Consider the following 25,457-nt stretch of genomic DNA (forward strand, 5'->3'; position numbering starts at 1 on the left):
CACCTGATAGACATTAAGCCTGGGCCGGTTCCTCCGCCGGCCCGAGAGCCAGTTCCAATCCACCGCGGGAGCATCCTCATGCAAGACGACAGCGGACCGTTGAGTCCCGAGAATACCCCGGAGCAGTCCACGCTGCCTGCCACTGCCGCGCAGACGACCCCGGAGAACCCCTGGCCCCTGGCGCTGCTCTCGAAGAACCTCAAGAGCTACATCGACCGTGCCCCCGCCACCTGGGTGGAGGGCCAGGTGATCGAGCTGAACCGCCGGGCCAACGCCTCCTACATCACACTGCGCGACGTCGACGCCGAGGTGTCGCTCTCCCTGACCGCGTGGAGCACGGTCATGAACCGGCTGGAGCTGCCGCTGGAGCGCGGTGCGCGGGTGGTGGCCCTGGTGAAGCCGGACTTCTGGGTCAAGACCGGACGGCTGTCCATGCAGACCCGCGACATCCGGCCGGTGGGGCTGGGCGACCTCCTGGCACGGATTGAACGGCTGCGGCATGCCCTGGCCGCGGAAGGCCTCTTCCGGGAGGACCGCAAGCTGCCGCTGCCGCTGCTGCCGGGCCGGATCGGCCTGATCACCGGACGGAACTCCGATGCCATGAAGGACGTGATGCGCAACGCCGCACTGCGCTGGCCAGCCGTCGAGTTCGAGGTCAGGGAGGTGGCGGTCCAGGGCGTGAACGCCGTCGCCGAGGTGAGCCGCGCACTGGCCGAGCTCGACGCCATGCCCGAAGTGGATGTCATCATCATTGCCCGCGGCGGCGGCTCGCTGGAGGACCTGCTGGCCTTCAGCCATGAGGACCTGGTCCGCGCGGTATCGGCAGCACAGACTCCGGTGGTCAGCGCCATCGGGCACGAAGCGGACCGTCCCCTGCTCGACGACGTGGCCGACCTGCGCGCCTCCACGCCCACCGATGCCGCGAAGCGGGTGGTACCGGATGTCGGCGAGGAGCTGGCCCGGATCCGGCAGTCCCGTCAGCAGCTGCGCCGGGTCCTCAACACCCTGGTGGGCAGGGAAACGGACCGGCTGAACCACATCCGGTCCCGTCCCGCCCTGGCGGCGCCGCAGTCCATGGTGGAGCGGCGCCAGGAAGAGATCTCCCGGCTGCGCTCCCGGGCCATGTCCGCTATCACCGCGGAGGTCCGCCGGGACGCGGACCGGATCGGGCACCTGCGCGCCCAGGTCCGCGCGCTTTCCCCGCAGAACACCCTGGACCGCGGTTACGCGGTGGTCCAGTTGCAGGACGGCTCCGTGGTGCGCGACGCCGGCACGGTGCCGGCGGCCGCACAGCTGCGGATCCGCGTTGCCGTCGGTGAGCTGACCGCCACCGAAGGCACCCATTAGCCTGCACCGCTCCCCCGATCATTTACCAAAGACCGAAAAGGACAAGACATGAGTGAAACACCGGCAGTTCCCGCAGTACCCGCAGACATCGAGGCCATGAGCTACGAGCAGGCCCGCGACGAACTCCTGACCGTAGTAGGACGGCTCGAAACCGGCGGCGCCAGCCTGGAGGAATCCCTGGCCCTGTGGGAGCGCGGCGAGCACCTGGCCAACCGCTGCGAATCCTGGCTCGAGGGCGCCCGCCAGCGCCTGGACGCTGCCCGCAGCTCAGCCACCGGCGAGTAAGGCACCAGCGGGGTTGCCCCCTACGGCTTGTAGCTGCTCAGGAACTCGCCCAGCCGCGTCATGGCGTCTTCGATGTCCTCGACGTTGGGCAGGGTCACCATCCGGAAATGGTCCGGCCGCACCCAGTTGAACGCCGTGCCCACGGACACCAGGATCTTCTGCTGCTTCAGCAGGTCCAGGGCGAACTGTTCGTCGTCCTTGATCGGATAGACCTCCGGGTCCAGGCGCGGGAACAGATACAGGGCGCCCTGCGCCAGCTCGCACGTGACGCCGGGGATGTCGTTGAGCATCTGGTGCGCCTTGTCGCGCTGGGCGCGCAGCCGTCCGCCGGGCAGGATCAGGTCATTGATGCTCTGGTACCCGCCGAGCGCGGTCTGGATGGCGTGCTGTGCCGGCACATTCGCGCACAGGCGCATGTTCGCCAGGAGGTTGATGCCTTCGATGTAGTCCGCTGCGTCCTGCTTCGGGCCGGAGATGGCCATCCAGCCGCTGCGGTAGCCGGCTATCCGATAGGCCTTCGACAGGCCGCTGAACGTCAGGCAGAGGACGTCGTCGCCGGTGACCGTGGCCGAGTTAACGTGCACGGCGTCGTCGTACAGGATCTTTTCGTAGATTTCGTCCGAGAAGATGATCAGGCCGTGCTTGCGGGCCAGGTCCACGATCGACTTCACCACATGCTCCGGGTACACGGCGCCGGTGGGGTTGTTGGGGTTGATCAGGACAATGCCCTTGGTCCGGTCGGTGATCTTGGAGGCAAGGTCCTCCACGTCCGGCCACCAGTGCTCGGATTCGTCGCACAGGTAGTGCACGGCCGTGCCGCCGGCCAGCGAGACCGAAGCGGTCCACAGCGGATAGTCCGGGGCGGGGACAAGGATCTCGTCGCCGTTGTTCAGCAGCGCCTGCATCGAGAGCGTGATGAGTTCGCTGACCCCGTTGCCCAGGTATACGTCGTCGACGTCGATGTTGTTGATCCCGCGGCCCTGGTAGTACTGCACCACTGCGGTGCGGGCGGAGAAAATGCCGCGGGAATCGCTGTAGCCCTGGGCCTTGGGCAGGTGCCGCATCATGTCGACCAGGATCGCTTCCGGCGCTTCGAAGCCGAACGGCGCGGGATTGCCGATGTTCAGCTTGAGGATCCGGTGGCCTGCTGCTTCCATCCGCTGCGCGTGCTCGAGCAACGGTCCACGGATGTCATACAGGACGTTGTGGAGTTTATGCGACTGCTTGAATTCTGCCATTTCTTTAGGATGCCACAGGCGGCGTTCCGGGCAGGGTATGTGTCACTGCCCGGAACGCCGCCTGCGTAACGCAGGGGCGGCCCGCAGGTCAGGCCAGGCCCTTTTCCTCCAGCCAGTCCTGGGCGGCGTCTGCCGGGTCGAGTTTCTGGTCACCGCTGACCGCCTGGTTCAGGGCAATCAGGTCCTCCGTGGTCAGCTGCGCGGAGACCTCATTCAGTACGTCCCGGGCCTCGTCACTCACGCGGTCGTCGGCGATCAGCGGGATAACCTGCTGGGCCGGCCAGTTCTGCTTCGGGTCCTCCAGGACCACCAGTCCGTTTTCCTCGATGGCGGGAGTGGTGGTGTAGATGTCGGCCACCTGGACGTCGTCGTTCAGCAGGGCATCAACGGTCAAGGGACCGCCGCTGTCGCCGATGGCGGTGAATTCCTTGAACTCGCAGCCGTACTTCTCCTTCAGCCCGGCGAGCCCCTGGGTGCGCTCCGCGAACTCGGCAGGTGCCCCGAGGGTCAGTTCACCGCACACCTTTGCCAGGTCCTCGATGGACTCCAGCTGGTACTTCTCGGCGGTGGCCGCGGTGACCACCATGGCGTCCTTGTCCTCGGCGTCCGAAGGCTCCAGGACCACCAGGTTCTCCGGCAGCTTCTCCTCGAGGGAATCCACGATCTCGCCGGCGTCCACCAGGTCCGTTTCCGGGTCGGTGTGGACCAGCAGGGCTCCGGTGTACTCGGGAATCAGGTCGATCGAGCCGTCTTCCAGGGCCGGGATGTAGACCTCGCGGGATCCGATGCCGAGCCGGGTCTCGGCCTCGATGCCGGCCGCGTTGAGGGCGCCGGCATAGATCTCGGCGATGGTGCTGCTCTCCGGGAAGTCTGCTGAGCCCACCACCAGCGTCTGCCCGGTGCTGCTGCCGGAAGCTTCCGCCGTGGTTTCGTTCTCCAGCGGATCCCCTCCTCCGCTGCAGCCGGCCAGGGCCAGGGCCATTCCGCCGGCCAGGACGGCCAGCGCCTTCCGCCGTGCATTGGGGCGCGGGTGCTGCATCATTGTTTTCCTCCTTGTGCGCCGACGGCGGGTACTCCGCTGCCGGTCGGTTTACCGGCCGCTTCGAGGCGGCCGAGTCCTGACGGGATCAGAAAGCGTGATCCCAACGCAATCACGGCGTCCACGGCGAGCGCCAGCAGGGCGATGATGACCGCTCCGCCGAAGACCCGCCCGTAGTCCCCCAGTGCCAGGCCGTCGATCAGGTAGCGGCCCAGCCCGCCCAGGTTGATCGTCGCCACCACGGCGGCCGTCGCCACCACCTGCAGGGTGGCACCGCGCAGTCCGCCCAGGATCACCCGCATCCCGTTGGGGACCTCCACCCGGAACAGCACCTGCAATTCGCTCATGCCCAGGCTGCGGGCGGCGTCGACGACGGTGCGGTCCACCGAGGCAACTCCGGCGTAGGTGCCGGCCAGCAGGGGCGGGACGGCAAGGAGGACCAGTGACCAGATGGGCGGCATCAGGCCCAGCCCGGCCAGCAGGACGAACAGGGTGAGCATGCCCAGGGTGGGCAGTGCGCGCAGCAGCCCGGAGACGGCCACAACCGCCACCTGCCCGCGGCCGGTGTGCCCGATGAACATGCCCAGCGGCACCGCGATGAGCGCGGCGATCAGCAGGGCGAGCCCGGTGTACTGCAGGTGCTCCAGGGTCCGCACCGGGATGCCCGCCGCGCCGCTCCAGTTGGCCGGATCCATCAACCATTCGAGGCCCTGCCCGAGGGGGTTGGTGCTGGTGTAGTCGGTGCGCGGAATGCCAACCATGCCTACGCTCCCTTCAGTGCGACGTCGGGTGCGGCCGCCGCCGGCACCGGCCGGGCGGTGGCTGCCGGGCCCCCGCCGTCCGTGCCGCGGCTGCGGTTGGCGCGGCGTCGCCCCGCCCTGCCGGTTACGCCGGCGCGGGTCCAGGGCGTGAGCAGCCGCAGCGCCAGGACCAGGACCAGGTCCATCAGGAAGGCCAGGACCAGGGTGGTGATGATCCCCACTACGATCTCGGTGAGGAAGAAGCGGCGCAGGCCGTCTGTGAAGAAGAACCCGAGGTTTTCGACGCCGATCAGGGCGCCCACGCTGACCATGGAGATGTTGCTGACCGAAACCACCCGCAGCCCGGCGATGAGTACCGGAACGGACAGCGGCAGGTCCACCGTGAGGAACCGGCGCAGCGGCCGGTAGCCCATGGCCACCGCGGCCTGGCGGACGCCGTCGTCAACGGAGTCGAACGCGTCGATGCCCACCCGCAGCATCAGGGCCACGGCATAGATGGTCAGGGCCACGATGATGTTGGCGATATCCAGGATGCGGGTGCCCAGGATGGCCGGGAGCGTGACGAACAGGGCCAGCGACGGAATGGTGTACAGCAGCGAGCCTGCGGACAGGACGAAGCCCCGGATCTTCCGCCGGCCCCGCACCAGCTGTGCGAGGGGAAGGGCAATCAGGACGCCGATGACCAGGGGCAGTACCGACTGGTAGAGGTGCAGCCCGCCGAGCCGAAAGACGTCGTCGGTGTGGGCGAGGAACCATTCCATGTCAGCTCCCGGTCCGCTGCAGGCGGGCGGCCTCGATCAGCGCCAGGATTTCCGTGGCCTGTACGACGCCGGTTACGCGCCCGTCCGCGTCCACGGCCACGCCCAGCCCGGACGGGGAGGACAGGGCGGCGTCCAGTGCCCGGCGCAGGCTGGTGCCCGCCGGGTAGAGGGAGCCGCCCGGCACCAGGTCCGCGGTAGTGGTGACCGCGTCGCGGCGTCCCGGCGGCACCCAGCCCAGCGGCGCGCCGTCGGCATCCACGCACAGCGCCCAGCCGCCGTCGACCGTTGCGCTCCGGTCAGCGAGCCGGTCCGCCGCAATCACCTGCACCGGGTGCAGGGGCACGGCGTTTCCGTCCTGGAAGGACAGGTGCCGGAAGCCGCGGTCCCTCCCCACGAAACCCGCCACGAAGTCATCGACCGGTGCCCGGAGGATCTCCTCGGGGGCGGCATACTGGGCGAGCCGGCCGCCGGTGGCGAAGACGGCCACCTTGTCCCCCAGGATGGTGGCTTCGTCAATGTCGTGGGTGACAAACACGATGGTCTTGGACAGTTCCTGCTGCAGCCGCAGCAGCTCATCCTGCAGCTCGGCCCGGACCACCGGGTCCACGGCGCTGAAGGGTTCGTCCATCAACAGCACCGGCGGATCCGCAGCCAGGGCACGGGCAACCCCCACGCGCTGCTGCTGGCCGCCGGAAAGCTGGGCGGGATACCGGCTGCCGAGGCTGGACGCCAGCCCGACGACGTCGAGCAGTTCCGCGGCCCGGCGGCGGGCATCCCGCCGCGGAGTGCCGTTGAGGCGCGGCACCGTGGCCACGTTGTCCAGCACCGTCCGGTGCGGCAGCAGGCCGGAGGACTGCATGACGTACCCCATGGACCGCCGCAGCTGCGCGGCCTTGACCGTGGAGATGTCCTGGCCGTCGACTTCGATGGTGCCCGACGTCGGCTCCACCATCCGGTTGATCATGCGCAGGGAGGTGGTTTTCCCGCATCCGGACGGGCCGACGAAGACCGTAATGGAACCGCGCTCAATGTCCAGGTCAAGGTTCCGGACCGCCGGCGCAGCATCGCCGTAGCTCTTGGTCACCGCACGGAACCGGATCATCGGCTGTCCGGCAGCGCTGGATCGCGTGTCGGGTTCGGTTCGTCGGCCGGTAGCGGGTTCTCGCGGCTCAGTCATGGTGCATGCCTTCCGTGGGGATTCCGGTGTGCAGGGGCAGCTCGCGACGTGCCGTGAAGCATCACGGTATTTCACACGTGCGGGGGTAGTCCAGCGTCAAACAGGTCGGGCGTCCAGCAGGCGCAGTCCCGCGTCCACCAGTTCGGTCCGGTCCAGGGCCGGGACCTCGGTCAACGGTATCCAGGCGGCTTGGTCCGTGCTGCCGCCTTGTTCGTGGCGCAGGGAGCCGCCGGTGAGCGTGGCCCGGTAAATGATCCGCAGGGCATGCAGCATGCGGGGTTCGCCGCGCATGCGCTTTTCCGCAGGAATGAAAATACTGTCCACTCCCAGCAGCCCGTCGAGCTGCGCCTCGTAGCCGGTTTCCTCCCGGACCTCCCGTACGGCTGCGGTCGGGGCGTCCTCGCCCAGTTCCAATCCGCCGCCGGGAAGGGTCCAGCGCTGGTTGCCGTGCTGGTTCCAGTGCGCCAGGAGCAGCTGCCCCTCACGGACGATCACCGCGTAGGCCCCGACGCGGACATCGAAGTCAGCGGACATTGCCGGCTCCCAGCAGGTAAGCCACCCCGAAAACGGGATCGACAGCGAGGAAGCGGATGTCGGTCAGCCCCGCTGCGGACAGGCGGCTGCGCAGCAGGTCCTGCAGCAGCGTCTGGTGCATGCCCAGCCCGCCGCCGATCACTACGGGACCGCCGATGCGCAGCAGGCGGGCCACATCGAGGATGAGCCCGGCCAGGTGGTCCGCGGATTGGTTGACGATGTCGATGGCCGGCTGGTTCCCTTCCAGCGCTGCCTGGAAAACCAGTCCCGCCTTCCCGGCCCAGTAGCGGCGGTCGGTGGCGCCGTGGAACAGGCCGATCAGCGAGTCGGGGTCCTCGACGCCGCAGGCCTTCAGCAGGGCAAGGCTGAGGGAATCCGGTGCGTGTTCCAGGTTGCTGCGGCGGAGTGCGTGGCGGGCGGCTTCGCGGCCAACCCAGTAGCCGCTGCCCTCGTCGCCGAGGAGATAGCCCCAGCCCCCCGAACGGGCCTGCCGCCCGGAGCCGTTGATGCCCCAGGCCACGGAGCCGGTGCCGGCAATGACGGCAATGCCCTCCGAGGCTTGCCCTGCCGCAAGGATCAGCCGGGTGTCATGGATGACTTCCACGACGGCGCCGGGGACGTGCTCGGCGATGAGTGCGCGCAGGGCGGCTTCATCCTGTTCAGTGTCCACTCCCCCGGACCCGGCAATGACCCGGCCCACGCCGTCGGTCCCCAGCGCAGCGAAAACTTCCGCGAGGCACTCCCGTGCCGTCTGCACCGGGACGTTCTGCACGTTGGCGCTGCCGGCAACGGTCTCGGCGGTGACGGTGCCGCCGTGCAGCCGGATGCCGTGGGTCTTGGTACCGCCGATATCGAGGCCGATGGTGTCGTGGCCGACGTCGTTGGTGGCCGGAGGAGGGAATGCTTGCATTCGTCCACCCTACTTTCCCGCGGCCGCCGGACGAACCTAGCCGGCGGCGTTCCGGCGCCGGTTCCGCCGCAGGCTCAGGACAGCCAGGGTCAGGCAGGCGGCCGTGATCAGTCCCGAGAACCAGGCCACGGAGACGTCCAGCCCCCAGATCCCGCCTGCCACTCCGAGCCCCAGCACCGGGATGGCGCTGCCGAGGTAGGTGATGACATAGACCGTGCTGATGATCCGCGCGTGTTCAGCAGCCTCTACGGCTGCGGCCACCTCGTTGAACACCACGCGGAACGCCATGCCCTGCCCGAACCCGGCCATCAGGCAGGCAACCGTAAGGAGCACCAGGCTTCCGGTGGCTCCGGCCACCGGGATCAACGCGATGCCGGTGCCCATGGCCGCAAGGCCCACGGGTGCCGTGTACCGCCCGCGGATGCCGGTGAGCTGGCTGACTGCAGACGCTCCGAGAGCAAGTGCGGCCAGCAGCCCGATGGCGGGCCGCCACGTGGTGCCCGCGATGGAGGAAAAGTAGGTGGGTGCCAGGGACAGACAGAACCCGAAGGCCGCGAAGCTGAGGAACCCGGTGGTGGAGGCAATCCAGAACTGGGTACGCGCGCGGTGGGAGACTGCGGGCTTGCGGGGGCGCAGCATGGCCAGCGGCCGGCCCTCGGCCAGGGAAATGGCCGGGCGGGCCTTCAGCATGCAGAGCGGAATCAGAAGCGCTGCCAGGACCGCCGAATGGATCAGGAAGGGCGTCATGGTGGGTGCGGGCAGCAGGGACAGGAGCCCGCCGATGACCGGCCCGGCCGCCACGCCGCCCGCCGAAACCAGCAGGGTAAAGCGGGTGGCCCATTCCGGTCGATGCGGCAGCAGTTCCCGCAGCGCAGCCGAGCTGGCTCCGGTGGCCAGGGCAACCGAGGCGCCTTGGAGGGCCCGTCCGAGCATCAGGGTGCCGACTCCGGTGGCGGTGCCGAAAATCAATCCGCCGGCCAGGGAAACGACGCCGGCCAGCACCAGTGCGGCGCGGCGGCCGATGTAGTCGGACCAGTGGCCCACCAGCAGCAGGCCTGCAACCAGGACCAGCACGTAGGAGGTGAACGCCAGCGTTACGCCGAAGTAGGACAGGCCGAGGGACTGGCCCAGCAGCGGATACAGCGGGGTCGCGAGGTTGGCGCCGATCAGCAGCGTGCTCATTACGGCCAGCGTCAGGAGCAGCCGGGGCCGGATGGCCGCGTCCCACTCCTTCCGCCTGGTGCGGGCGGCGGGCTGCATGCGCAGCTCACTGAGCACTGTCAAGGGGCACTTCCATCCTATTTGTAGCTAATGCCTCTATAGGATGAAGTGTCACGGAGCAGGGCAGGCACATTAGAGTGTTCTTTTGATCGAATCGCTCAATATCGTTGCGGGCAAATGACAGGAGATGCGCTAGATGGCCAATCTGGACCCGTTGGACCGCCGGCTGCTGCTGGAACTGGTGCGCGATCCCCGGGCGCAGATCAGCGAACTGAGCGAGCGGCTCGGTGTTGCCCGCAACACCGCCCAGGCCCACGTCCGGCACCTGCTGCGGGCCGGGGTCATCCGCAGGTCGGGGCGTGACGTCGATCTGACCCAGCTGGGCTATGACGTTCAGGCATTCGTCACCATCGAGGTGAACCACCGCGAACTCGACGGCGTCATCTCCGGGCTGCGCACCCTCCCCCAGGTGCTGGAAGTGCACGAGATCTCCGGCCGCGGCGACGTGTGGTGCCGCCTGACCGCCACGGATACCCAGCAGCTGCAGCAGGCCCTGCGCTCCGTCCTGCGGATCAAGGGCGTGATCCGTACGGAAACGGTCCTGGCCCTGCATGAGCACATCCCCTACCGCACCGAACCGCTGCTGGAAAAACTGGTTCCGCCGGCTCCCTGACTCCGCCCGGCTGCTGCTCCTATCGATCAGCGGCGCGAAGCAGTCGCTGCGCGGCTGCGAGCCGGATCCCGGCATTCTGCGTCCGGCTCCTGCCGTTGGCGGCGCGGGCACCGGACACAAGGGTCAGTACGACGCCGGCCGCCCTCGCGTTCAGCGCGGACGGGTCCGCGGTGTCCTCGAAGACCCGGCGAAAATCGGCCAGTGCCTGCCCCAGCTGCGGCCGGGATGGATTCGCTGCCGCAAGGACGGCCAGGTGCCCCAGCAGGCAGGCCAGGTCGTCGACCCGGCGGCCGGGGCCCAGACCGTCAATGTCGAGCAGCCCGGTGACCCTGCCTCCGCTGAGCAGTAGGTTTCCTTCATGGAAGTCGCCGTGGACCGGCACCAGGGGGCCGGCCGGGGCCGATTCCACCACCTCCCGGATACCACCCGCGAGTTCGAAGATGCTGTCCCGTTCCCTGGGCAGGGTGGCGGCGGCAGCTGCGGCATAGTCTTCGGCCCGATCGGCCCAGGACCGGCGCAGCGGCAGGTCCAGCGCACAGGACGGCAAGGCCTCCAGCAGATCCAGCAGGACTTCGGGCCTTAACGGGGCTGCGTCGTCCTCAACCAGCAGCCGGAAGAGGGAGGTGCCGGGCAGTGCGCTGAGGATGACCGCTTCAGGGACGGCTGCGGAAGCGCCGGGCAGGAGACGCGGGGCAGGCACGCCGCTGTCCTCGAGGAGCCGGTGGCGCCGGCGCAGGGCAGGCAGCTGCTCCCGCGGGAGGAGCTTCAGATAGGCCGCATCGTCCAGGTGCCGCGCCCGGATTACTGCCCGGCGCAGCGGCCGGTAGGCAACGAGCGATAACCTCGCCGGTCCGCCTGCGCCAAACACGTCCCTCGCCACGGCGTCGGCGTCGGTGGCCCAGGGCAGGGACCGGAGAACGGGGTCATGGGGGTGGAACCACAGGCGCAGGTCCAGCCCGGCAATCCGTGCCGGGGCAACGTCGGGACCGGCGGATGCGGCATCCGCGGCAACGTCGCCTGTCGTGGCACCGAGGTGAAGGGTCAGGGCAACGTCGGGACCGGATCCAGGCCCGGTCCGGCGGCACTGGACCCGGTAAAGGGCCGAAACAGCGCCTCCCGGCCGGTGGTGGCTTCTCAGGTGTTTCCAGCGCTGAAGCCTCAGCCCGCGGGACCGAAGCAGGTCCTGCAGGGGTCCCCGCATCGCGGGGCCGGCCAGGACGGCGACAGCCTCCGCGGCCCGTCCAAGGCGGGGCCTGGGCTCGACCGGCACGGCAGGCGCCGCGGCCTTGCCTCGGTGTGCCTAGGCCCGCCGGCGCTGCAGGACGTCGTCGAGGTTGATTTTGCCGGTTTCCGGGCGTGCCTGCTCCGCCTGCACGGAGGCGGGAGCGGTGGCGGGACGCAACGGAGTCTTGGTCAGGGACCGGGGCGTTTCAGGAAGGACGATCGGTTCGGGTGCCGGACGCTCTGCCTTGGGTGCATCTACATAAATGGGCTTGGGGAGCTCTACGGGCTGCCACGGCGTGGTGCTGGGCCGGGCCGGGGGCTGGACGGCGGCTGCTGCCACCTTCAGGGCCTCGGTGCGCAGTTCCTCGGCGGTAACGCGGGCAGGGACTCCTGCCGCCGCTGGGCTTTCGCCAGGTACGGCGGCGGACTCGCGGTCAAAGAGCACGGTTTCGGGCTGCGGTTCAGTCTCCGGCGCCTGGACTGCGGGTGCCGGAACCTCATCGGGTTCGACGGCGGCCCGGTTCTGCGTGCGGCGGGGCTCCGGACCCATGGCGGCACGGAAAGCGTCTTCCATCCGGCGTCGGCGGTCCCGCAGGGCGATCGTGCGGAGCATCGCAACCACCGCTGCCACGGCGGCCAGGCCGGCGGCGGGAACGAGCCAGGACACGGAGGTGAAGGCTGCAAGCAGTGTCCCGACCACAACGGCAAGGACGCCAAGGAGGCCGGTGGCCGCCAGGACTGTCCGGCCGGTGCGGATCCGGAAAGCCGGTGCCTGCTGCGCCGGGCGCAGGGCTGGCTGGTCATGGCTCTGGAACTGTGTTGCCCCGCCCCCGCTGGGTGTAGTGCTGATGTTGTTCATGATGATCCCCTGGGACCCCTTGTCCGGTGAGGCGGGCGGGCGGATGGTATTAGCTGTCTGTGCTGCCGTTTGTGTGGCGGGCCGGGCGAGTGCCTCGGCCCCGGAAGCAGCTGGACGGCGGAAGAAATACGGACCTACCCACACCAGCCAGAGTGCAACGGCCAGCGCCAGCACCAGTGAGCTGTTCAGTGACCCGAGCAGTGACCCGAGCAGTGAGCTGTTAAGAGGGAAGTCCACACTTATGACCGTAGAAGCTCCGGGCGCCCGGTACGCGCATTACGTTCGGTGTGTCGGCGTGTCTGCTGTGAAAGTTGTTGCCTATTGTGCCCGGCGGGACTTCCAGCGGTTCAACAGCCCCTCCGGCACCTCCTCCGCCGTGAGCGCAAAGCTCCGGTGGTCGGCCCATTTGCCGTCGATATGCAGGTACCGCTCGCGCAGTCCCTCGTCCCGGAATCCGAGTTTTTCCACCACCCGGAGACTCGGGCCGTTCTCCGGCCGGATGTTGATTTCCATCCGGTGCAGGGCCAGGGCCTGGAAGCAGTGGTCGGTGGCCAGCGCCACCGCAGTGGGCACAATTCCGAGCCCTGCCCTCCCCTGGTCCACCCAGTATCCGAGGGTTGCCATGCGCGCGGACCCCCACACGATGGTGGACACGGTCAGCTGCCCGACAATTGCCGGCTGCCGCGCGGGATCCTGCCGCTCCGTGATGAGGAACGGCAGGGCAGAGTCCTGCCGTGCCTGGCGGTTGAGGCTGCGCACCATGTCACCGTAGGTGGGCGGTTCGCCGCCCGGGACGGGATTGCTGGCCTCCCACGGGCCTACCCAGCGGGCGTTCCGGGAACGGACCTCTGTCCATTCCCGCCGGTCCCGGTGCCGGATCGGCCGGAGAATGACATCGTCACTCTCCAGCGTCACCGGCCATGACGCCCGCATGGGGTATTAGTCTTCGAGCGTGTTGGTGAAATCCTTCAGCCAGTCCCGAAGGGCCGGGCCGAGGTCTTCACGTTCGGAAGCCAGTGACACCACTGCCTTGAGGTAGCTCAGCTTGTCACCGGTGTCATAGCGGCGGCCGCGGAAGACCACGCCGTAGACTCCGGACCCTTCGCCGTCGGCGGCGGCCAGCGTCTGCAGCGCGTCCGTAAGCTGGATTTCCCCGCCGCGGCCGGGGCCGGTTTCTTCGAGGACTCCGAAGACCGAGGGGTGCAGCACATAACGGCCGATCACGGCCAGGTTGGAGGGAGCGTCGTCGACGTCGGGCTTCTCTACCAGTTTGTTGACCCGGACATAGTCCTCGCCCTCGACCACGGAGATGTCCGCGCAGCCGTAGGCACTGATCTGTTCCGGATCAACCTCGATCAGGGCAATGACGGATCCGCCCGTCTTTGCCTGGACCTCGACCATCTTTCCCAGCAGTTCGTCGCGGGCATCGATCAGGTCATCGCCCAGCAGGACGGCAAAGGGCTCGTCGCCGATATGCAGCTTGGCCCGCAGCACCGCGTGGCCCAGGCCCTTGGGATCGCCCTGGCGGAGGTAGTGGATTTCGCCCAGTTCGGAGGCCGCACGCACCATCGCAAGCTTTTCGTGGTCGCCCTTGTCTTCCAGCGTCTTCTCGATGAAGGGGACGCGGTCGAAGTGATCCTCGAGGGAGCGCTTGTTCCGCCCCGTGATCATCAGGATGTCCGGCATGCCCGCGTTAACGGCTTCTTCAACCACGTACTGAATCGCCGGCTTGTCCACCACCGGGAGCATTTCCTTCGGCATCGCCTTGGTGGCAGGGAGGAAGCGGGTACCCAGACCTGCTGCGGGGATTACGGCTTTGGTTATGGAGGGGCGTGACGTCGTCATAGTCGTAAGCGTACCTAAGAGGTCTTAGATTGCACCAAATAAGCACGCTTATAGAGAATGGGGGTATGTGTGCGCTTGCGAAGGACCAGGCCCGAAAGGACTTCCTGCGGCTGCGGCGGGAGTTGACCGCGGAGGACAGGGCCGAAGCGGTTCAGGGACTGGCCCGCATCGGGCTGCGGGGGGTCCGGCAACGGGTACCCAGGGGCGGAACCGTGGCCGGCTACCTCTCCGTGGGGAACGAGCCGGGCATGGATGCGCTGCTCCCCGGACTGGTGAGGGCCGGGTACCGCGTGGTGGTTCCCGTGTGCGAACCCGAATGGCAGCTGTCATGGGCCGATTGGACCCCCGAGACCGAGTTGGTGCCTGGACTGCATGCTTCCCTGCTGGAACCGGCTGGACAACGCTATGCCGCCTCCGACCTGCCGGAGCTGGGCCTGGTCCTTGTCCCCGCGCTGGCCGCCGATGCCGCGGGCGGACGGATGGGCAAGGGCGGTGGCTACTATGACCGGTTCCTGGCCAAGCTGCGGGCGGACGGCAATCCTGCCGCTGCCGTGGCAGTGGTTTTCGAGCACGAATACGTTCCTGCCGACAGCTTCGAAACCACTCCCCTGGACGCGGCCGTGGACGCCGTGCTCACCCCCGAAGCCTGGCGGCCCGTGCCGTCGGAGCCCATGTATACTTAGCACTCAAGGCTTGAGAGTGCCAGCTTTGAGAGTGCCCCAAGGAGGATTACCAGAGTGCCCACGTATGCCTACGCCTGCAAGGATTGCTCCCATTCGTTCGATATCCAGCAGTCCTTCAGTGAAGACTCCCTGACGGTCTGCCCCGAGTGCGGCGGCCGCCTGCGCAAGAAGTTCAACAGCGTCGGAGTTGTCTTCAAGGGCTCCGGTTTCTACCGCACCGATTCACGCGAAGCTGCCTCCACTGTTCCTGCAGCCCCCTCCAAAACCGAGAGCTCCTCGGCACCGGCCACAACTTCCGGCAGCGGGACGTCCACGCCTGCAGCCGCCGCAGGCTCCGGCAGCGCCCAGCCGTAAGCCCTGCCGCCGGGCCTGCTTCCCCGGCAGCACAGCCTCCAGGCACTGCGGTCCCGCACCGGCCCGTACGGTTCGCCTGCCCGTGTATCCACTGTGCACTGCGCCTCCACACCGGCCTTTCCGGCCGGGCCGTTCCCGTGTGCGTTGGGCCTTGCGCAGGGCCGCCCCTGTTACGGGGCGTAAAGCCGCTAGCGTCGTGCCATGCCTTTTCGCCGCCGCCCTGCCAAGGTGTCCCCCGGCGCTGCCGCCTACCCGGGACAGCCGTCCGTTTCCGGCGGTCCCCTCTCAGGGATGCGCCGCTTTATTGTCCGCCACCGCCGCCTCCTTGCTGCCCTGGCCTGCTGCGCCGCCGCGGGGTCTGCGGTCGAAGCGCTGGTACCGGCGGCCGCGGAACGGACCGTGATTGTGCGCGCGGCCCGGGATTTGCCGGCCGGTACGGTGCTGGACTCCGGGACACTGGAAACTGTCCGCCTACCGGCTGAAGCCGTCCCACCGGGCGCCCACGAACAGCCGGACGCGCTGGTGGGCAGGCGCCTCGCCACGCCGCTGTTGCGCGGCAGTCCCGTCACGGACATTTCCCTGGCCGGTGCCGGACTTTTGGCCGGTGCCCCGCCCGGTTCCGTGGCCGTGCCGCTGCGCCCGGCTGACCCGTCCGTCCTCGATCTGCTGGGCCCCGGACAACTCGTCAACGTTGTTGCGGGTGGCGAAGCGGCGTGGGCGGGGGCCGAGCCGGGGCACTATGCGGAGGACGGCAGCAGCGCGGTGGTGCTGGCAGCCTCGGTGCCGGTGCTGTGGGTGTCCGGCGGCGAGCCCGCGGGCGGCGGCTGGCCAGGCAACGGCGGCGGCGAGGGCCTGGTGGTGGTGGCCGCGGACCGGGAGAACGCTGCCCGGCTCACAGCGGCTTCGGGGAACGAAGGGATCTATCTTGTCCTGACGGGCGGCTAGCCGCGGCCGGGCGGGCAGCTTACCCCCAGTGCGGAGGTCGCTGCTCCCGGAGCCAGGATTCGCTGTCTTCCGTGCTGTCGCCCCAGGCCCGGGGATCATCTTCCTTGGCGACGACGGGCAGCAGCCCTGCCGGCCCGCCGGGCCCGGGCGAAACCGCCCGGCGGTTTCCGCGCCTGCGGGTTCCGCTGCTGCCGCTGGTGCTGCCATCCGTGGACTGGCGTTCGCCCGCTGCTGCCGTTGTGCCGGTCCCCGAGGCCGCGGCGGTTTCCTCCGCCGCGGCCTTCCCTGTGGGTTCCTTAGTCATCGCTCATTCTCCTGCTGCGTTGTCCGGGACGGATCCCGACCTCCGTTCACGCATCCGGCTGCTTCCGTGCGGAGTCACCGTGACCTGGGCTGCCGGGCGGGCAGCCTCATCCGTGCCGGCCTCGGGAGTAACCGTACTGCGGGGCACGGGCTGCTGCCCGACCGGAGGATCCGGCAGCTCGAGGTAGCGGCTCACCAGGTCGGCGCAGGCGGACGGGTCGCTGAAGACCTCAATGGTCCACAGCGGCATATACCGCCAGCCGCGCCGTTCAAGCAGCTGCGGCCGGAGCCGGCTGCGTTCGCGCACGGACATCGCCCGGTAGCGTTCGGTGCCGTCGGACTCGATGGCCAGCGGCGCCGGCGTACCGGTCGGACCGGCCGAATGGGGAGCCGCTGCGACAATGTCGATGGCGCCGTCGTAGTGGTCCCAGACCTTCGCGCCGCGTTCCCGCAGGCGGCCGACCAGATCCGCGACCAGCGGATCCTCCTCCATGATGCCTCCGGCAGCAGGGATTTCCTCCCTGGCGGTTTCCGGATCGAGCTCCCGCTTGATGAGTTCGTAGAAGTCCAGGGCGCCGTAGCCCAGCCGCGTGCGGTCCAGGTCTGCCGGCTGGAAGCAGGTCAGCACATGCTGCTTGTAACGGGCCCGGGTCATGGCCGTGACGAATTTCTTGCGTCCGTCAGGTGCCGACAACGGGCCGAAGTTGTGCAGGGCACGCCCGTGCGGGGTACGCCCGAAGCCGAGGGAGAAGATCACGCAGTCCCGGACCATGCCCACGGCGCGGTCCACCGGCACTACCCGGAAGGACTCGGACTTCGCCGTGAAGAAGTCCGCGGCCCAGGGGAAGTTGGCCATCTGGACACGGATTGCCTCGGCCACCCGCACGGCGTGGCGCGGGCTGGCGGTGATGACGCCGAGGGACTGGTGCGGGCGGCGGCGGATGTGTTCGAAGACCAGGTCAACCACGCGGTTGACCTCAGCCGCGACACTCTCCACGCCCTCATGGTCAGCGCTGGGCATGCCGGTGCCGTCCGGCAGGTATTCCACGGAGAGCGCGCGGTGGCCGGTGGTGACCTCGTCTGCACTCGGGACCATCGAAAGGCGTCCGCCGTAGAAGGACTCGCTGAGCTGGCGCAGCAGTGCCTTGTCGGTGCCGCGGTAAACGGTGGACAGGCAGCGCGTGGGCAGGACGCGTTCCAGCGCTTCGAAGGCGCTGAGCAGCTCAACGTGCTGCGGTGCTGTTCCGGCCGGCTCAACACCGATCGTGAAGGGCCGCGGCCCGCCCAGGCAGCTGTCACCGAAGGCGATAACCTGCGAAGCGCGTGCCAGTGCCGGGACGGCAGACTGCAGGCTGGTGGACTCGGCATCAAGGAGGACCACGGTGTCGAAGCGGCGGTGTTCGGGCAGTACCATCGGCAGCACCAGGGGGCTGGCCGCCCACACCGGCAGCAGCGAGGACACGAGTTCCTCGGACTGCAGGCTCAGGCTGTCCAGGGACAGCTCGCCGTCCTTGAGCAGCTCGCGCAGGTCTTCGGCAGCACCCTTCGCGGCCTGGACGCCCGAGCGCCAGCGCGACGCAAGGCTCCAACGCAGCCGGGCTGCGCCCGAGGCAATGTGGGCGTTGTCCGCCAGCCGGTACTCCGCTTCCAGGCGGCGCAGGCTGTTGCCGTCGGACATGGCAAGGTAATCGTCGCCGCTGATCATGGCTTCGAGGGCGGACTGCCACCATGCCAGTTCCAGCTCGTAACCCACGTGGCGGGGCTGGACTTCGCGTGCGCTCAGGTCATCCAGCAGTTCGCCCAGTCCCTGGGCACGCATCTCGTCGAGCAGCAGGGTCCGTTCGGGCAGCGTTTCGAGGGTTTCCCGGTCCCCCGCGAGCTGGCTGAGCTGCTTCTCAAGTTCATCGAGCGGCAGGGATGCCAGGTCAGGATGGAGCGGCGTCTCGGCCAGGATGCCGGTCAGGGTATCCAGCTGGCGCTTGACCAGCAGGTAGGAACGGTTGATCTCGGCCAGGCCGGTGGGCACCGACGGGTGGCGCTGGGTGGTGGCGTAGCGGGTCCAGACGGCACGCTGCTGCTGGACTTCTGCCAGGGAGGCGTGCAGGTCGGAAATATGCACACCGGGCCGGACGTATTCCTTGGCCACGCGCCGCAGGCGGGAGCGGGTCATGGAGCTCATATCGATGCCGCGTTCCCGCCGCCAGGACGAAGACGCGGTTGCCGAGATCAGGTCCGTCACCGGGCGGTCGAAAATGTCCGGGGTGAACTTGTCCAGGCTTTCGCGCACGGCAACCAGCAGTTCCAGCTGTTCGCCCCACTGGGCAAATGTTTCGCCGAGGCGGATTTCCGAATGCTCGGCCACGTCCTGGACCTTGGCGCGCAGCGCCGGCAGGTCCGCCGCAAGGGTCTGGGTCAGCGCGTACGCTTCTTCCGTTTCCTTGCGGTTGAGCAGCTTGGCTCCGTACCACGGGCTGGTGGTAGCTGCCCGGCTGAAGCTGCCGAGTTCGGCGGCCCGGCGCAGGCGGCCGGAGAGTTCGGTGCGGTCGGTGATGCTGTCCAGGACGCTCCGCTTGAGCCGGACGGTGGTGGCCGGCGCCGGGTTCATGGAGGTCAGCTCGGCCAGGGACTGCATGGCCTGGTAGGGCGAGCATCCCCAGCGGCGGCGGACGTTGTGCAGCGACTTCACGTGGTCGCGGAGCTGGTGGCGGTTTTCGAGCAGGACCTTGTGCAGGCTGTCCAGTTCCGGGGCCTGCGCCTTTTCGTTCCGCACGATGGCCCGGACCAGCTGGTCCTTCAACTGCTGCTGGGTGAGGCCGGCGTTGGCCTGCAGGACCAGGGAACCAAGCTGCATCGCGTCCAGCTCGGAGACGAACTGGTTCAGGGTGCTGCGCCGTTCCGCCACTACCAGGACGGATTTGCCGGCATTAGCCAGCGCCGCCACGGCGTTCAGCGCGGTCTGGGTCTGGCCCGTACCGGCCGGCGCGGAGACTACCAGCGACTGGCCTGCGTTGATCAGGTCCAGGACTTCCTGCTGCTGGCGGTCGGCGTCGAGGATGAGCAGCTCATCCGCGGGATCCCGCTCGTCCAGGGCCGGCAGGTCCAGCGGTTCGGGGATGGCCGGACCGGTGGAGCCGTCCCGGGCGGCGTCGATCAGTGCGCGGAGGATCGGATGGGCCGGGTCCAGCGCCGGATCCTCGCTGAGGTCGGACAGGTCGGCGAAGGTGGAAACCAGCAGGCGGTGTTCAATGTTGATTCCGCGGACGCTGCCGGTGACGGCGCGGAGCTTTTCCAGCACGGGGTGGGGATCAAAGCGGGCGGTGCCGTAGGCGAGGCGGGTGAGCGCGTCGACGTCGATGTCCAGGCCCTGCTCATGCTGGAGGTGGCGGACCAGGGCGGGGTTCAGCGCCGCCTTTTCGGTCAGCTGCAGCTCATAGTCATCCTGTGAGGCGTGGACCGTCAGCGCCACGGGCGTGAGCAGCACGGGGGCCGTCAGGGACTCGGGACGCAGTGCTTCATCCGAGGCGTAGCGCCAGGACGCGGTTCCCGCGGCCATGTAGCCGACGTCGATGCCGCGGTCGGTGCCCAGCTCGTAGATCTTCGCGCGCAGCAGGCGGCCCGCCTTCATGGCGGCACCGTACTGGTCCGGGTCCCGCAGCAGGGTCGACAGGCGGGTACGCCGGCCGGCGAGCAACTGGGCCAGGCCGGAGGGATGCGCGTGCGTCAGGTCGATGCTGTTGGCGGCGGACGGCGTGAAATGGAGCAGTGTGTCCGTTCCGGCGTGCTGTCCCAATTGTCCCAGCCACGGCAGCAGGAAGTCCGAGGGATTCTCCCCGGTATTCTGCTCAGACACTAGTGCCCTCTTTTCTGCACTTCCGCGCGTTCTCGACCAAATTGGCATACCTTCAAAACTATCGCGTCGGGGCGGGTTTCCCGAACATAGCAACGCGGGGGACAAAACCGAGGACGGCCGAAACGGCCGTCCTCGGTCCCCTTTACGCTATTCCCACTCGATTGTTCCCGGCGGCTTGCTGGTTACATCCAGCACCACGCGGTTGATTCCGTCCACTTCGTTGGTGATGCGGTTGGAAATGCGGGCCAGCAGATCGTACGGAAGCCGCGACCAATCAGCGGTCATCGCGTCTTCGCTGGAGACGGGACGGAGCACGATGGGGTGCCCGTAGGTACGGCCGTCGCCCTGGACGCCGACACTGCGGACATCAGCCAGGAGCACTACCGGCATCTGCCACACTTCGTCGTCGAGGCCTGCGCTGGTCAGTTCGGCGCGGGCGATGGCGTCTGCCCGGCGCAGCAGTTCCAGCCGCTCGTGCGTGACCTCGCCGACAATCCGGATGCCCAGCCCGGGGCCCGGGAAGGGCTGGCGGCCCACGATCTCGGCCGGCAGGCCGAGTTCGGCGCCGACCGCACGGACCTCGTCCTTGAAGAGCGCCCGCAGGGGTTCCACCAGTTCGAACTTCATGTCCTCCGGCAGGCCGCCCACGTTGTGGTGGCTCTTGATGTTGGCTGCACCTTCACCGCCGCCGGACTCGACAACGTCCGGGTACAGGGTGCCCTGCACCAGGAAGCGGATCGGCTCGCCCTCTGCTTCGGCCTGGGCCATGATGGCCCGCTCGGCTTCTTCGAAGGCGCGGATGAATTCGCGGCCGATGATCTTGCGCTTGGTCTCGGGATCGGAGACCCCGGCCAGGGCGCTCAGGAAGCGTTCCTGCTCGTTGGCGACGTAGAGGTTAACGCCGGTGGCTGCCACGAAATCGCGTTCCACCTGCTCTGCTTCGCCTTCGCGGAGCAGCCCGTGGTCCACGAAGACACAGGTCAGCTGGTCCCCGACGGCGCGCTGCACCAGGGCGGCGGCTACGGCGGAGTCGACGCCGCCGGACAGGCCGCAGATAACCCGCGAGTTGCCTACCTGTGCGCGGATGCGTGCAACCTGCTCTTCGACGATGTTGCCGGTGGTCCAGCTGCGTTCGAGCTTGGCGCCCTTGAAGAGGAAGTTTTCCAGGACGGCCTGGCCGTGCGCGGAGTGCTTGACCTCGGGGTGCCACTGCACGCCGTAAAGGCCTTTTGCCTCGTTGGCGAAGGCAGCGACGGGTGCGCCGGCGGTGCTGGCCAGGACGTCGAAGCCCTCGGGGGCTTCCTGCACGCTGTCGCCGTGGCTCATCCAGGTGTTCTGCTCGTCCGGGGTGCCTTCCAGGATGGACCGGGCGCCGCCGATGACGCGTGCGTCGGTGGAACCGTACTCCCGCAGTCCCGTCTTGGCGACCTTGCCGCCCATGGCGGCAGCCATTGCCTGGAAGCCGTAGCAGATGCCGAAGACCGGAACACCGGATTCGAACAGGTCTGCGTCAACCTTGGGGGCGCCTTCGGCGTACACGCTGGAGGGGCCGCCGGAGAGAATAATGGCAGCTGGGTTCTTCGCGAGCAGCTGCTCGGTGCTGTAGGTGTGGGGAACCACCTCGGAGTAGACATCTGCTTCGCGCACCCGGCGGGCAATCAACTGGGCGTACTGCGCTCCGTAGTCCACTACAAGGACGGGCCGCTCTTCAATGGGATCTGTCGCGGGATTAGTCACGTTTCAAGGATAGTCGGCCCGCCCCCGGCCATGCACACCGGGCCGGTTCCGCCGGACGCGGGCGGCCGGCGGAACCCTCTCCCCTAGTAGCGCTTGGCCGCTTCAGGGTGCGCTTCGAGCTCCGCCAGGACCTGTTTGTGGATCCGTCCTTCGACCACAAAGGAGAGGAACGGCACAACGCCGCCGAGCGCAATCAGGATGAACTTGGAGAACGGCCAGCGCATCAGCTGCCATAGCCGGAAGTCGGACAGCAGGTACACCACGTACATCCAGCCGTGCAGGATGAGCACGCCGATGGAGAGGTTGACGCTGCCGACGATGATCTCCGTGTCAAAGCCGTACTTGGCGATCATCTCCACGACGAGGGCGAGCAGCAGCACGCCGGTCACGTAGGAAAAGACCTTGTAGAACTTCAGGGCTGAACGAATCTGGGCGTGGGTACCGCCGAACCGGCGCTTCTTTTTCCTCGGTGCCTTGGCGGTGCTTGCGGATTCGTTCACTTGGTTACCTCACTGCTGGGATGATCGTGGTCGGGTTCGGTTGCGTCGGAGGAGTCGTCGTACTCGTCCTCATATTCGTCGTCCTCGAGGCTGCGGTTGTGCTCGTCGGCGACCAGGCGCCACCACAGGAAGACGGAGAAACCGGCGAAGACGATCCATTCCAGGGCGTAGAAGATGTTGAGCCAGTTGACCGGGGTTTCCTCGGGCTGGGCACCCACCTCCACGGTTTCCATGCCGCCGTTGTCCACGGGCTCGCCGTCGACGGTGATTTCCGAAGCCGTGACGAACGCCGAGTAGGCGGGGGCGTCCCAGAGATTGATCAGTTCGGCAGTGGAGAGGGCGGTAACCCGTCCGTCCTCGGGCGTCGCGGGCAGCGGGGCCTCGGAAGGCAGCAGGCGCCCGACGACGGCGGCCTCACCGGCCGGGGGCTTCGTGACGTCTTCCGGGTCGGAGACCCAGCCGCGGACCACCGGGATGAATTCGCCCGAGGGTGCGCCGTCGACGTTGAAGGCGGTGACAGCCCAGTAGCCCATCTCGCCGTCCTGGAGCCGCTCCTGAACGAGGACGGACTTGTCCGGGTCAAAGGACCCGGTGAGGGAAACCATCTGGTCCGCTTCGGTTTCATACATCGGCTTACCCGGGGTGAAAGCCTCGGTCAGCGGCCGGACGTCTTCGGTGGCGCGGGGCTCGCCGGTTTCCTCCGATTCGGCACTGGAAAACTGCCATTGGCTCAACAGCACGAAGACCGTCGAGATGACGAGGGCAAAGAGCAGGCCGGCGATCCAGCGCGGCTGCAGGGCAGTTTTGAGCACTCGTTAACGGTACTTCGTCAAGCTGTAGAAAACCCAATGCCGGTATGCGGCCGCTTCAGTGGTCGAAAAAGACCAGGGACGAATTGATCAGCTCGGCAATCACCTCTGCGTCATTGGCCCGGCGCAGGGAATCCCGGAAGGACGGGCGGAACAGGGACCGGGCCAGGGTGGCAAGGACTTCCAGGTGCTGGGAGAAGGAAGCCGCCGGCGTGGCAATGAGCAGGATCACGGTCGCCGGTCCGTCTGCTGCTCCGAAATCCACGCTGTGCCCGTAGCGGGTGATGCCCACTGCGATGGAGGTTTTGTGCACGAATTCGCTGCGGGCATGCGGGAGTCCGATTCCGCCCGGCAGGCCGGTGGCCATTTGGTGTTCCCTGGCGCTGACCTGTTCGAGGAACCCCTCCAAATTGCTGATCCGGCCGGCACGGTACAACCGCTCGGCCAACTGGGCGGCGGCGTCGTACCGGTCTGCCGCCTCCATGCCGAGGATCACGATCCCGGGTTCGGTCAGCACCGCCCCGGCTTCGTTCAGGGTGAGTTCTTCGTTCCGGGACGGTTCCGAGGGGTGTTCAGCGTTCGGGGACGGGTGTTCGTTCAAGGGGCTTTCTGCATTTCCATTAGTCCGTGCCGCACTAGATGCGCGGTGCTATGTCCTCGGCCGCCAGGCGGGCGGTGTCGGCGCTCTTGTCATCGGGCTGTTCCTGGCTGCGGCGTTCCGCGTCGACCCGTGCAAGGTAGTGGGCGACTTCGCTTTCCACGCGTTCAAGGTCCCAGCCCAGCAGCGGCGCCATCAGTTCGGCTACCACCGGTGCGGCCGAGACGCCCCGGTCAAAGGTTTCGATGGAGATCCGGGTCCGCCGGGCGAGGACGTCCTCGACGTGCCGGGCACCTTCGTGCGTGGTGGCATACACGGCTTCCGCGCGCAGGTAGTCGTCGGCGCCGGGCAGCGGTTCCGCGAGCGTCGGGTCCGCCTTGATGAGCTCGAGCAGGTCGTCGCTCATGGAGCCGTAGCGGTTGAGCAGATGCTCCACCCGCACCACGTGCACCCCGTACTCGTCGGCGGTGCGGTGCCGGCGGTTCCAGGCCGCCTTGTAACCCACCGCGCCCAGGAGGGGGATGGTCTGCGTGCAGCTCTCGGGAACCTTTTCGTCCAGGGCCCGGGCAGCCTCATCCACGGCGTCCTTGGCCATGACCCGGTAGGTGGTCCATTTACCGCCGGCAACCACCACGAGTCCCGGTACCGGGTGGGCCACCACGTGTTCACGCGAGAGTTTGGCAGTGGAGTCGTTTTCCCCGGCGAGCAGCGGCCGAAGCCCCGCGTAGACCCCTTCCACGTCCTCCCGGGTCAGCGGTGTCTTCAGCACCAGGTTCACGTGCTCGAGGATGTAGTCGATGTCCGCCGAGGTGGCCGCCGGGTGGGCCTTGTCCAGGTTCCAGTCCGTGTCGGTGGTGCCGATGATCCAGTGCCGCCCCCACGGGATGACGAAGAGCACGGATTTTTCCGTCCGCAGGATCATGCCGACGGTGGACTGGATCCGGTCCTTGGGAACCACCAGGTGGACGCCCTTGGAGGCGCGCACCTTCAGCTGCCCGCGGTCGGTCACCATGGCCTGGGTTTCATCCGTCCAGACGCCGGTGGCATTGACCACCTGGCTTGCCGCGATGTCGAACTCGTTGCCGGTTTCCTGGTCGCGGACGCGGGCCCCGACCACGCGTTCGCCCTCGCGCAGGAAGTCGACGACGGCGAGCCGGTTCACCACTGCGGCGCCGTAATGCGCGGCGGTGCGGACCATGTTGGCCACGTACCGGGCGTCATCCACCTGGCCGTCGTAGTAGCGGATGGCCCCCACCATCGCATCATCCTTCAGGCTCGGCGCCATCCGCAGTGTCTGGCGCCGGGTCAGGTGCTTCTGCATGGGCACGCCGCGGGAGTTCCCCGAGGTCATGCCCATGGTGTCGTACAGGAAGATGCCGGCGCCCACGTACGGCCGCTCGATGAACCGCTTCGTCAACGGGTACAGGAACGCCACGGGCTTCACCAGGTGCGGGGCGATCCGCTGCAGCAGCAGCCCCCGCTCCTTCAACGCCTCCTGGACCAACGCAAAATCGAGCATCTCCAGGTAGCGCAGGCCGCCGTGGATGAGCTTGGAGGAACGCGATGACGTTCCCGACGCCCAGTCCCGGGCCTCCACCATGCCTACCTTCAGCCCGCGCGTCACCGCGTCCAGCGCGGCGCCGGCGCCCACCACGCCGCCGCCGACGATCAGGATGTCCAGCTCATTGCCCGGCGCGGTGGTTGCCCGGAGCTTGTCCATGGCTTCTGTCCGGTACTCGGGGCTCAGGGCGTCTGCAGTCATGGTCCAGGTTCCTCTCTAGGGTCCTGCCGTAGCTGCGTCCAC

25 protein-coding genes are annotated in these 25,457 nt (G+C 68.0%); 6 read left to right on the forward strand and 19 right to left on the reverse strand.

Annotated elements, in window-relative coordinates; all coding sequences use genetic code 11:
* The first annotated feature begins 78 nt into the window (after positions 1-78).
* Together xseA and NNX34_RS01550 are read left to right on the forward strand one after the other, a co-directional pair.
* The gene (xseA, locus tag NNX34_RS01545; RefSeq protein WP_255764823.1) at positions 79-1,347 is read left to right on the forward strand and encodes an exodeoxyribonuclease VII large subunit; all 1,269 of its coding nucleotides are present in this window, start codon (positions 79-81) and stop codon (positions 1,345-1,347) included.
* A 48-nt stretch (positions 1,348-1,395) separates the two neighbouring features.
* Complete coding sequence (locus NNX34_RS01550; protein ID WP_229949868.1) at positions 1,396-1,632, forward strand: exodeoxyribonuclease VII small subunit; 237 nt, start codon at positions 1,396-1,398, stop codon at positions 1,630-1,632.
* A 20-nt stretch (positions 1,633-1,652) separates the two neighbouring features.
* On the opposite strand, the gene NNX34_RS01555 is transcribed toward NNX34_RS01550, so the two are convergent.
* The 8 genes from NNX34_RS01555 to NNX34_RS01590 form a co-directional block, all read right to left on the reverse strand.
* Positions 1,653-2,870 (reverse strand): pyridoxal phosphate-dependent aminotransferase, encoded by a 1,218-nt coding sequence (locus NNX34_RS01555; RefSeq protein ID WP_227918526.1) that lies wholly within the window; start codon positions 2,868-2,870, stop codon positions 1,653-1,655.
* Between the two features lie 88 nt (positions 2,871-2,958).
* A complete protein-coding gene (locus tag NNX34_RS01560) occupies positions 2,959-3,909 on the reverse strand; it encodes an ABC transporter substrate-binding protein (RefSeq protein ID WP_255765697.1) in 951 nt (316 codons plus the stop codon).
* Positions 3,909-4,670, reverse strand: a complete 762-nt coding sequence (locus tag NNX34_RS01565) for an ABC transporter permease (protein WP_255764824.1) — start codon at positions 4,668-4,670, stop codon at positions 3,909-3,911. Before NNX34_RS01565 ends, NNX34_RS01560 begins: the two co-directional genes overlap by 1 nt.
* Before the next feature lie 2 nt (positions 4,671-4,672).
* A complete protein-coding gene (locus NNX34_RS01570; protein ID WP_255764825.1) occupies positions 4,673-5,431 on the reverse strand; it encodes an ABC transporter permease in 759 nt (252 codons plus the stop codon).
* Position 5,432: 1 nt separating this feature from the next.
* Positions 5,433-6,533: an ABC transporter ATP-binding protein gene (locus NNX34_RS01575; RefSeq protein WP_255765698.1), complete on the reverse strand. Its 1,101-nt coding sequence runs from the start codon at positions 6,531-6,533 to the stop codon at positions 5,433-5,435.
* A gap of 171 nt (positions 6,534-6,704) precedes the next feature.
* Positions 6,705-7,142, reverse strand: coding sequence for an NUDIX hydrolase (locus NNX34_RS01580; protein ID WP_255764826.1), 438 nt, complete (start codon positions 7,140-7,142; stop codon positions 6,705-6,707).
* Positions 7,132-8,052: an N-acetylglucosamine kinase gene (locus NNX34_RS01585; protein WP_255764827.1), complete on the reverse strand. Its 921-nt coding sequence runs from the start codon at positions 8,050-8,052 to the stop codon at positions 7,132-7,134. Before NNX34_RS01585 ends, NNX34_RS01580 begins: the two co-directional genes overlap by 11 nt.
* 36 nt (positions 8,053-8,088) lie before the next feature.
* Positions 8,089-9,330 carry an MFS transporter gene (locus tag NNX34_RS01590; RefSeq protein ID WP_370646974.1) on the reverse strand — a complete coding sequence of 414 codons (1,242 nt, stop codon included), beginning with the start codon at positions 9,328-9,330 and terminating at the stop codon, positions 8,089-8,091.
* A 139-nt stretch (positions 9,331-9,469) separates the two neighbouring features.
* Here NNX34_RS01590 and NNX34_RS01595 point away from each other — a divergent pair, with 139 nt between their 5' ends.
* Positions 9,470-9,946: an Lrp/AsnC family transcriptional regulator gene (locus tag NNX34_RS01595; RefSeq protein WP_227918579.1), complete on the forward strand. Its 477-nt coding sequence runs from the start codon at positions 9,470-9,472 to the stop codon at positions 9,944-9,946.
* A gap of 19 nt (positions 9,947-9,965) precedes the next feature.
* Here the strand turns inward: NNX34_RS01595 and NNX34_RS01600 are convergent, their stop codons facing one another.
* The 4 genes from NNX34_RS01600 to galU form a co-directional block, all read right to left on the reverse strand.
* A complete protein-coding gene (locus NNX34_RS01600) occupies positions 9,966-11,216 on the reverse strand; it encodes a phosphotransferase (RefSeq protein WP_255764829.1) in 1,251 nt (416 codons plus the stop codon).
* Between the two features lie 30 nt (positions 11,217-11,246).
* Entirely contained in the window at positions 11,247-12,266 is a 1,020-nt protein-coding gene (locus NNX34_RS01605; protein WP_255764830.1) for a hypothetical protein, read from the reverse strand.
* A gap of 81 nt (positions 12,267-12,347) precedes the next feature.
* Complete coding sequence (locus NNX34_RS01610; protein WP_255764831.1) at positions 12,348-12,962, reverse strand: GNAT family N-acetyltransferase; 615 nt, start codon at positions 12,960-12,962, stop codon at positions 12,348-12,350.
* Between the two features lie 6 nt (positions 12,963-12,968).
* The gene (galU, locus tag NNX34_RS01615; protein ID WP_255764832.1) at positions 12,969-13,874 is read right to left on the reverse strand and encodes a UTP--glucose-1-phosphate uridylyltransferase GalU; all 906 of its coding nucleotides are present in this window, start codon (positions 13,872-13,874) and stop codon (positions 12,969-12,971) included.
* A gap of 65 nt (positions 13,875-13,939) precedes the next feature.
* On the opposite strand from galU, the gene NNX34_RS01620 reads away from it, so the two are divergent.
* From NNX34_RS01620 to NNX34_RS01630, 3 genes are all read left to right on the forward strand, one after another.
* Positions 13,940-14,557, forward strand: a complete 618-nt coding sequence (locus NNX34_RS01620) for a 5-formyltetrahydrofolate cyclo-ligase (RefSeq protein ID WP_255764833.1) — start codon at positions 13,940-13,942, stop codon at positions 14,555-14,557.
* A 54-nt stretch (positions 14,558-14,611) separates the two neighbouring features.
* Positions 14,612-14,911: an FmdB family zinc ribbon protein gene (locus NNX34_RS01625; RefSeq protein ID WP_255764834.1), complete on the forward strand. Its 300-nt coding sequence runs from the start codon at positions 14,612-14,614 to the stop codon at positions 14,909-14,911.
* A 201-nt stretch (positions 14,912-15,112) separates the two neighbouring features.
* Positions 15,113-15,856 carry an SAF domain-containing protein gene (locus NNX34_RS01630; protein WP_255764835.1) on the forward strand — a complete coding sequence of 248 codons (744 nt, stop codon included), beginning with the start codon at positions 15,113-15,115 and terminating at the stop codon, positions 15,854-15,856.
* Between the two features lie 19 nt (positions 15,857-15,875).
* On the opposite strand, the gene NNX34_RS16105 is transcribed toward NNX34_RS01630, so the two are convergent.
* The 7 genes from NNX34_RS16105 to NNX34_RS01660 all read right to left on the reverse strand — a co-directional run bounded on the left by NNX34_RS16105 (position 15,876) and on the right by NNX34_RS01660 (position 25,415).
* Positions 15,876-16,160 (reverse strand): hypothetical protein, encoded by a 285-nt coding sequence (locus NNX34_RS16105; RefSeq protein ID WP_370646914.1) that lies wholly within the window; start codon positions 16,158-16,160, stop codon positions 15,876-15,878.
* Positions 16,161-16,163: 3 nt separating this feature from the next.
* Complete coding sequence (locus tag NNX34_RS01635; protein ID WP_370647206.1) at positions 16,164-20,009, reverse strand: DUF4011 domain-containing protein; 3,846 nt, start codon at positions 20,007-20,009, stop codon at positions 16,164-16,166.
* A 147-nt stretch (positions 20,010-20,156) separates the two neighbouring features.
* Entirely contained in the window at positions 20,157-21,746 is a 1,590-nt protein-coding gene (guaA, locus tag NNX34_RS01640) for a glutamine-hydrolyzing GMP synthase (protein WP_255764836.1), read from the reverse strand.
* An 83-nt stretch (positions 21,747-21,829) separates the two neighbouring features.
* Positions 21,830-22,246, reverse strand: a complete 417-nt coding sequence (locus NNX34_RS01645) for a DUF3817 domain-containing protein (RefSeq protein WP_255764837.1) — start codon at positions 22,244-22,246, stop codon at positions 21,830-21,832.
* On the reverse strand, positions 22,243-23,058 hold the full coding sequence (locus NNX34_RS01650; RefSeq protein WP_255764838.1) for an SURF1 family protein: 816 nt from the start codon (positions 23,056-23,058) through the stop codon (positions 22,243-22,245). The genes NNX34_RS01645 and NNX34_RS01650 overlap by 4 nt, the downstream gene beginning before the upstream one ends.
* Positions 23,059-23,113: 55 nt before the next feature.
* The gene (locus tag NNX34_RS01655; RefSeq protein WP_255765699.1) at positions 23,114-23,590 is read right to left on the reverse strand and encodes a PTS sugar transporter subunit IIA; all 477 of its coding nucleotides are present in this window, start codon (positions 23,588-23,590) and stop codon (positions 23,114-23,116) included.
* A 100-nt stretch (positions 23,591-23,690) separates the two neighbouring features.
* Positions 23,691-25,415 (reverse strand): glycerol-3-phosphate dehydrogenase/oxidase, encoded by a 1,725-nt coding sequence (locus NNX34_RS01660; protein WP_255764839.1) that lies wholly within the window; start codon positions 25,413-25,415, stop codon positions 23,691-23,693.
* Positions 25,416-25,457 lie beyond the last annotated feature (42 nt).

Source organism: Arthrobacter sp. zg-Y1116, assembly GCF_024385485.1.
GTDB lineage: Bacteria > Actinomycetota > Actinomycetes > Actinomycetales > Micrococcaceae > Arthrobacter_B.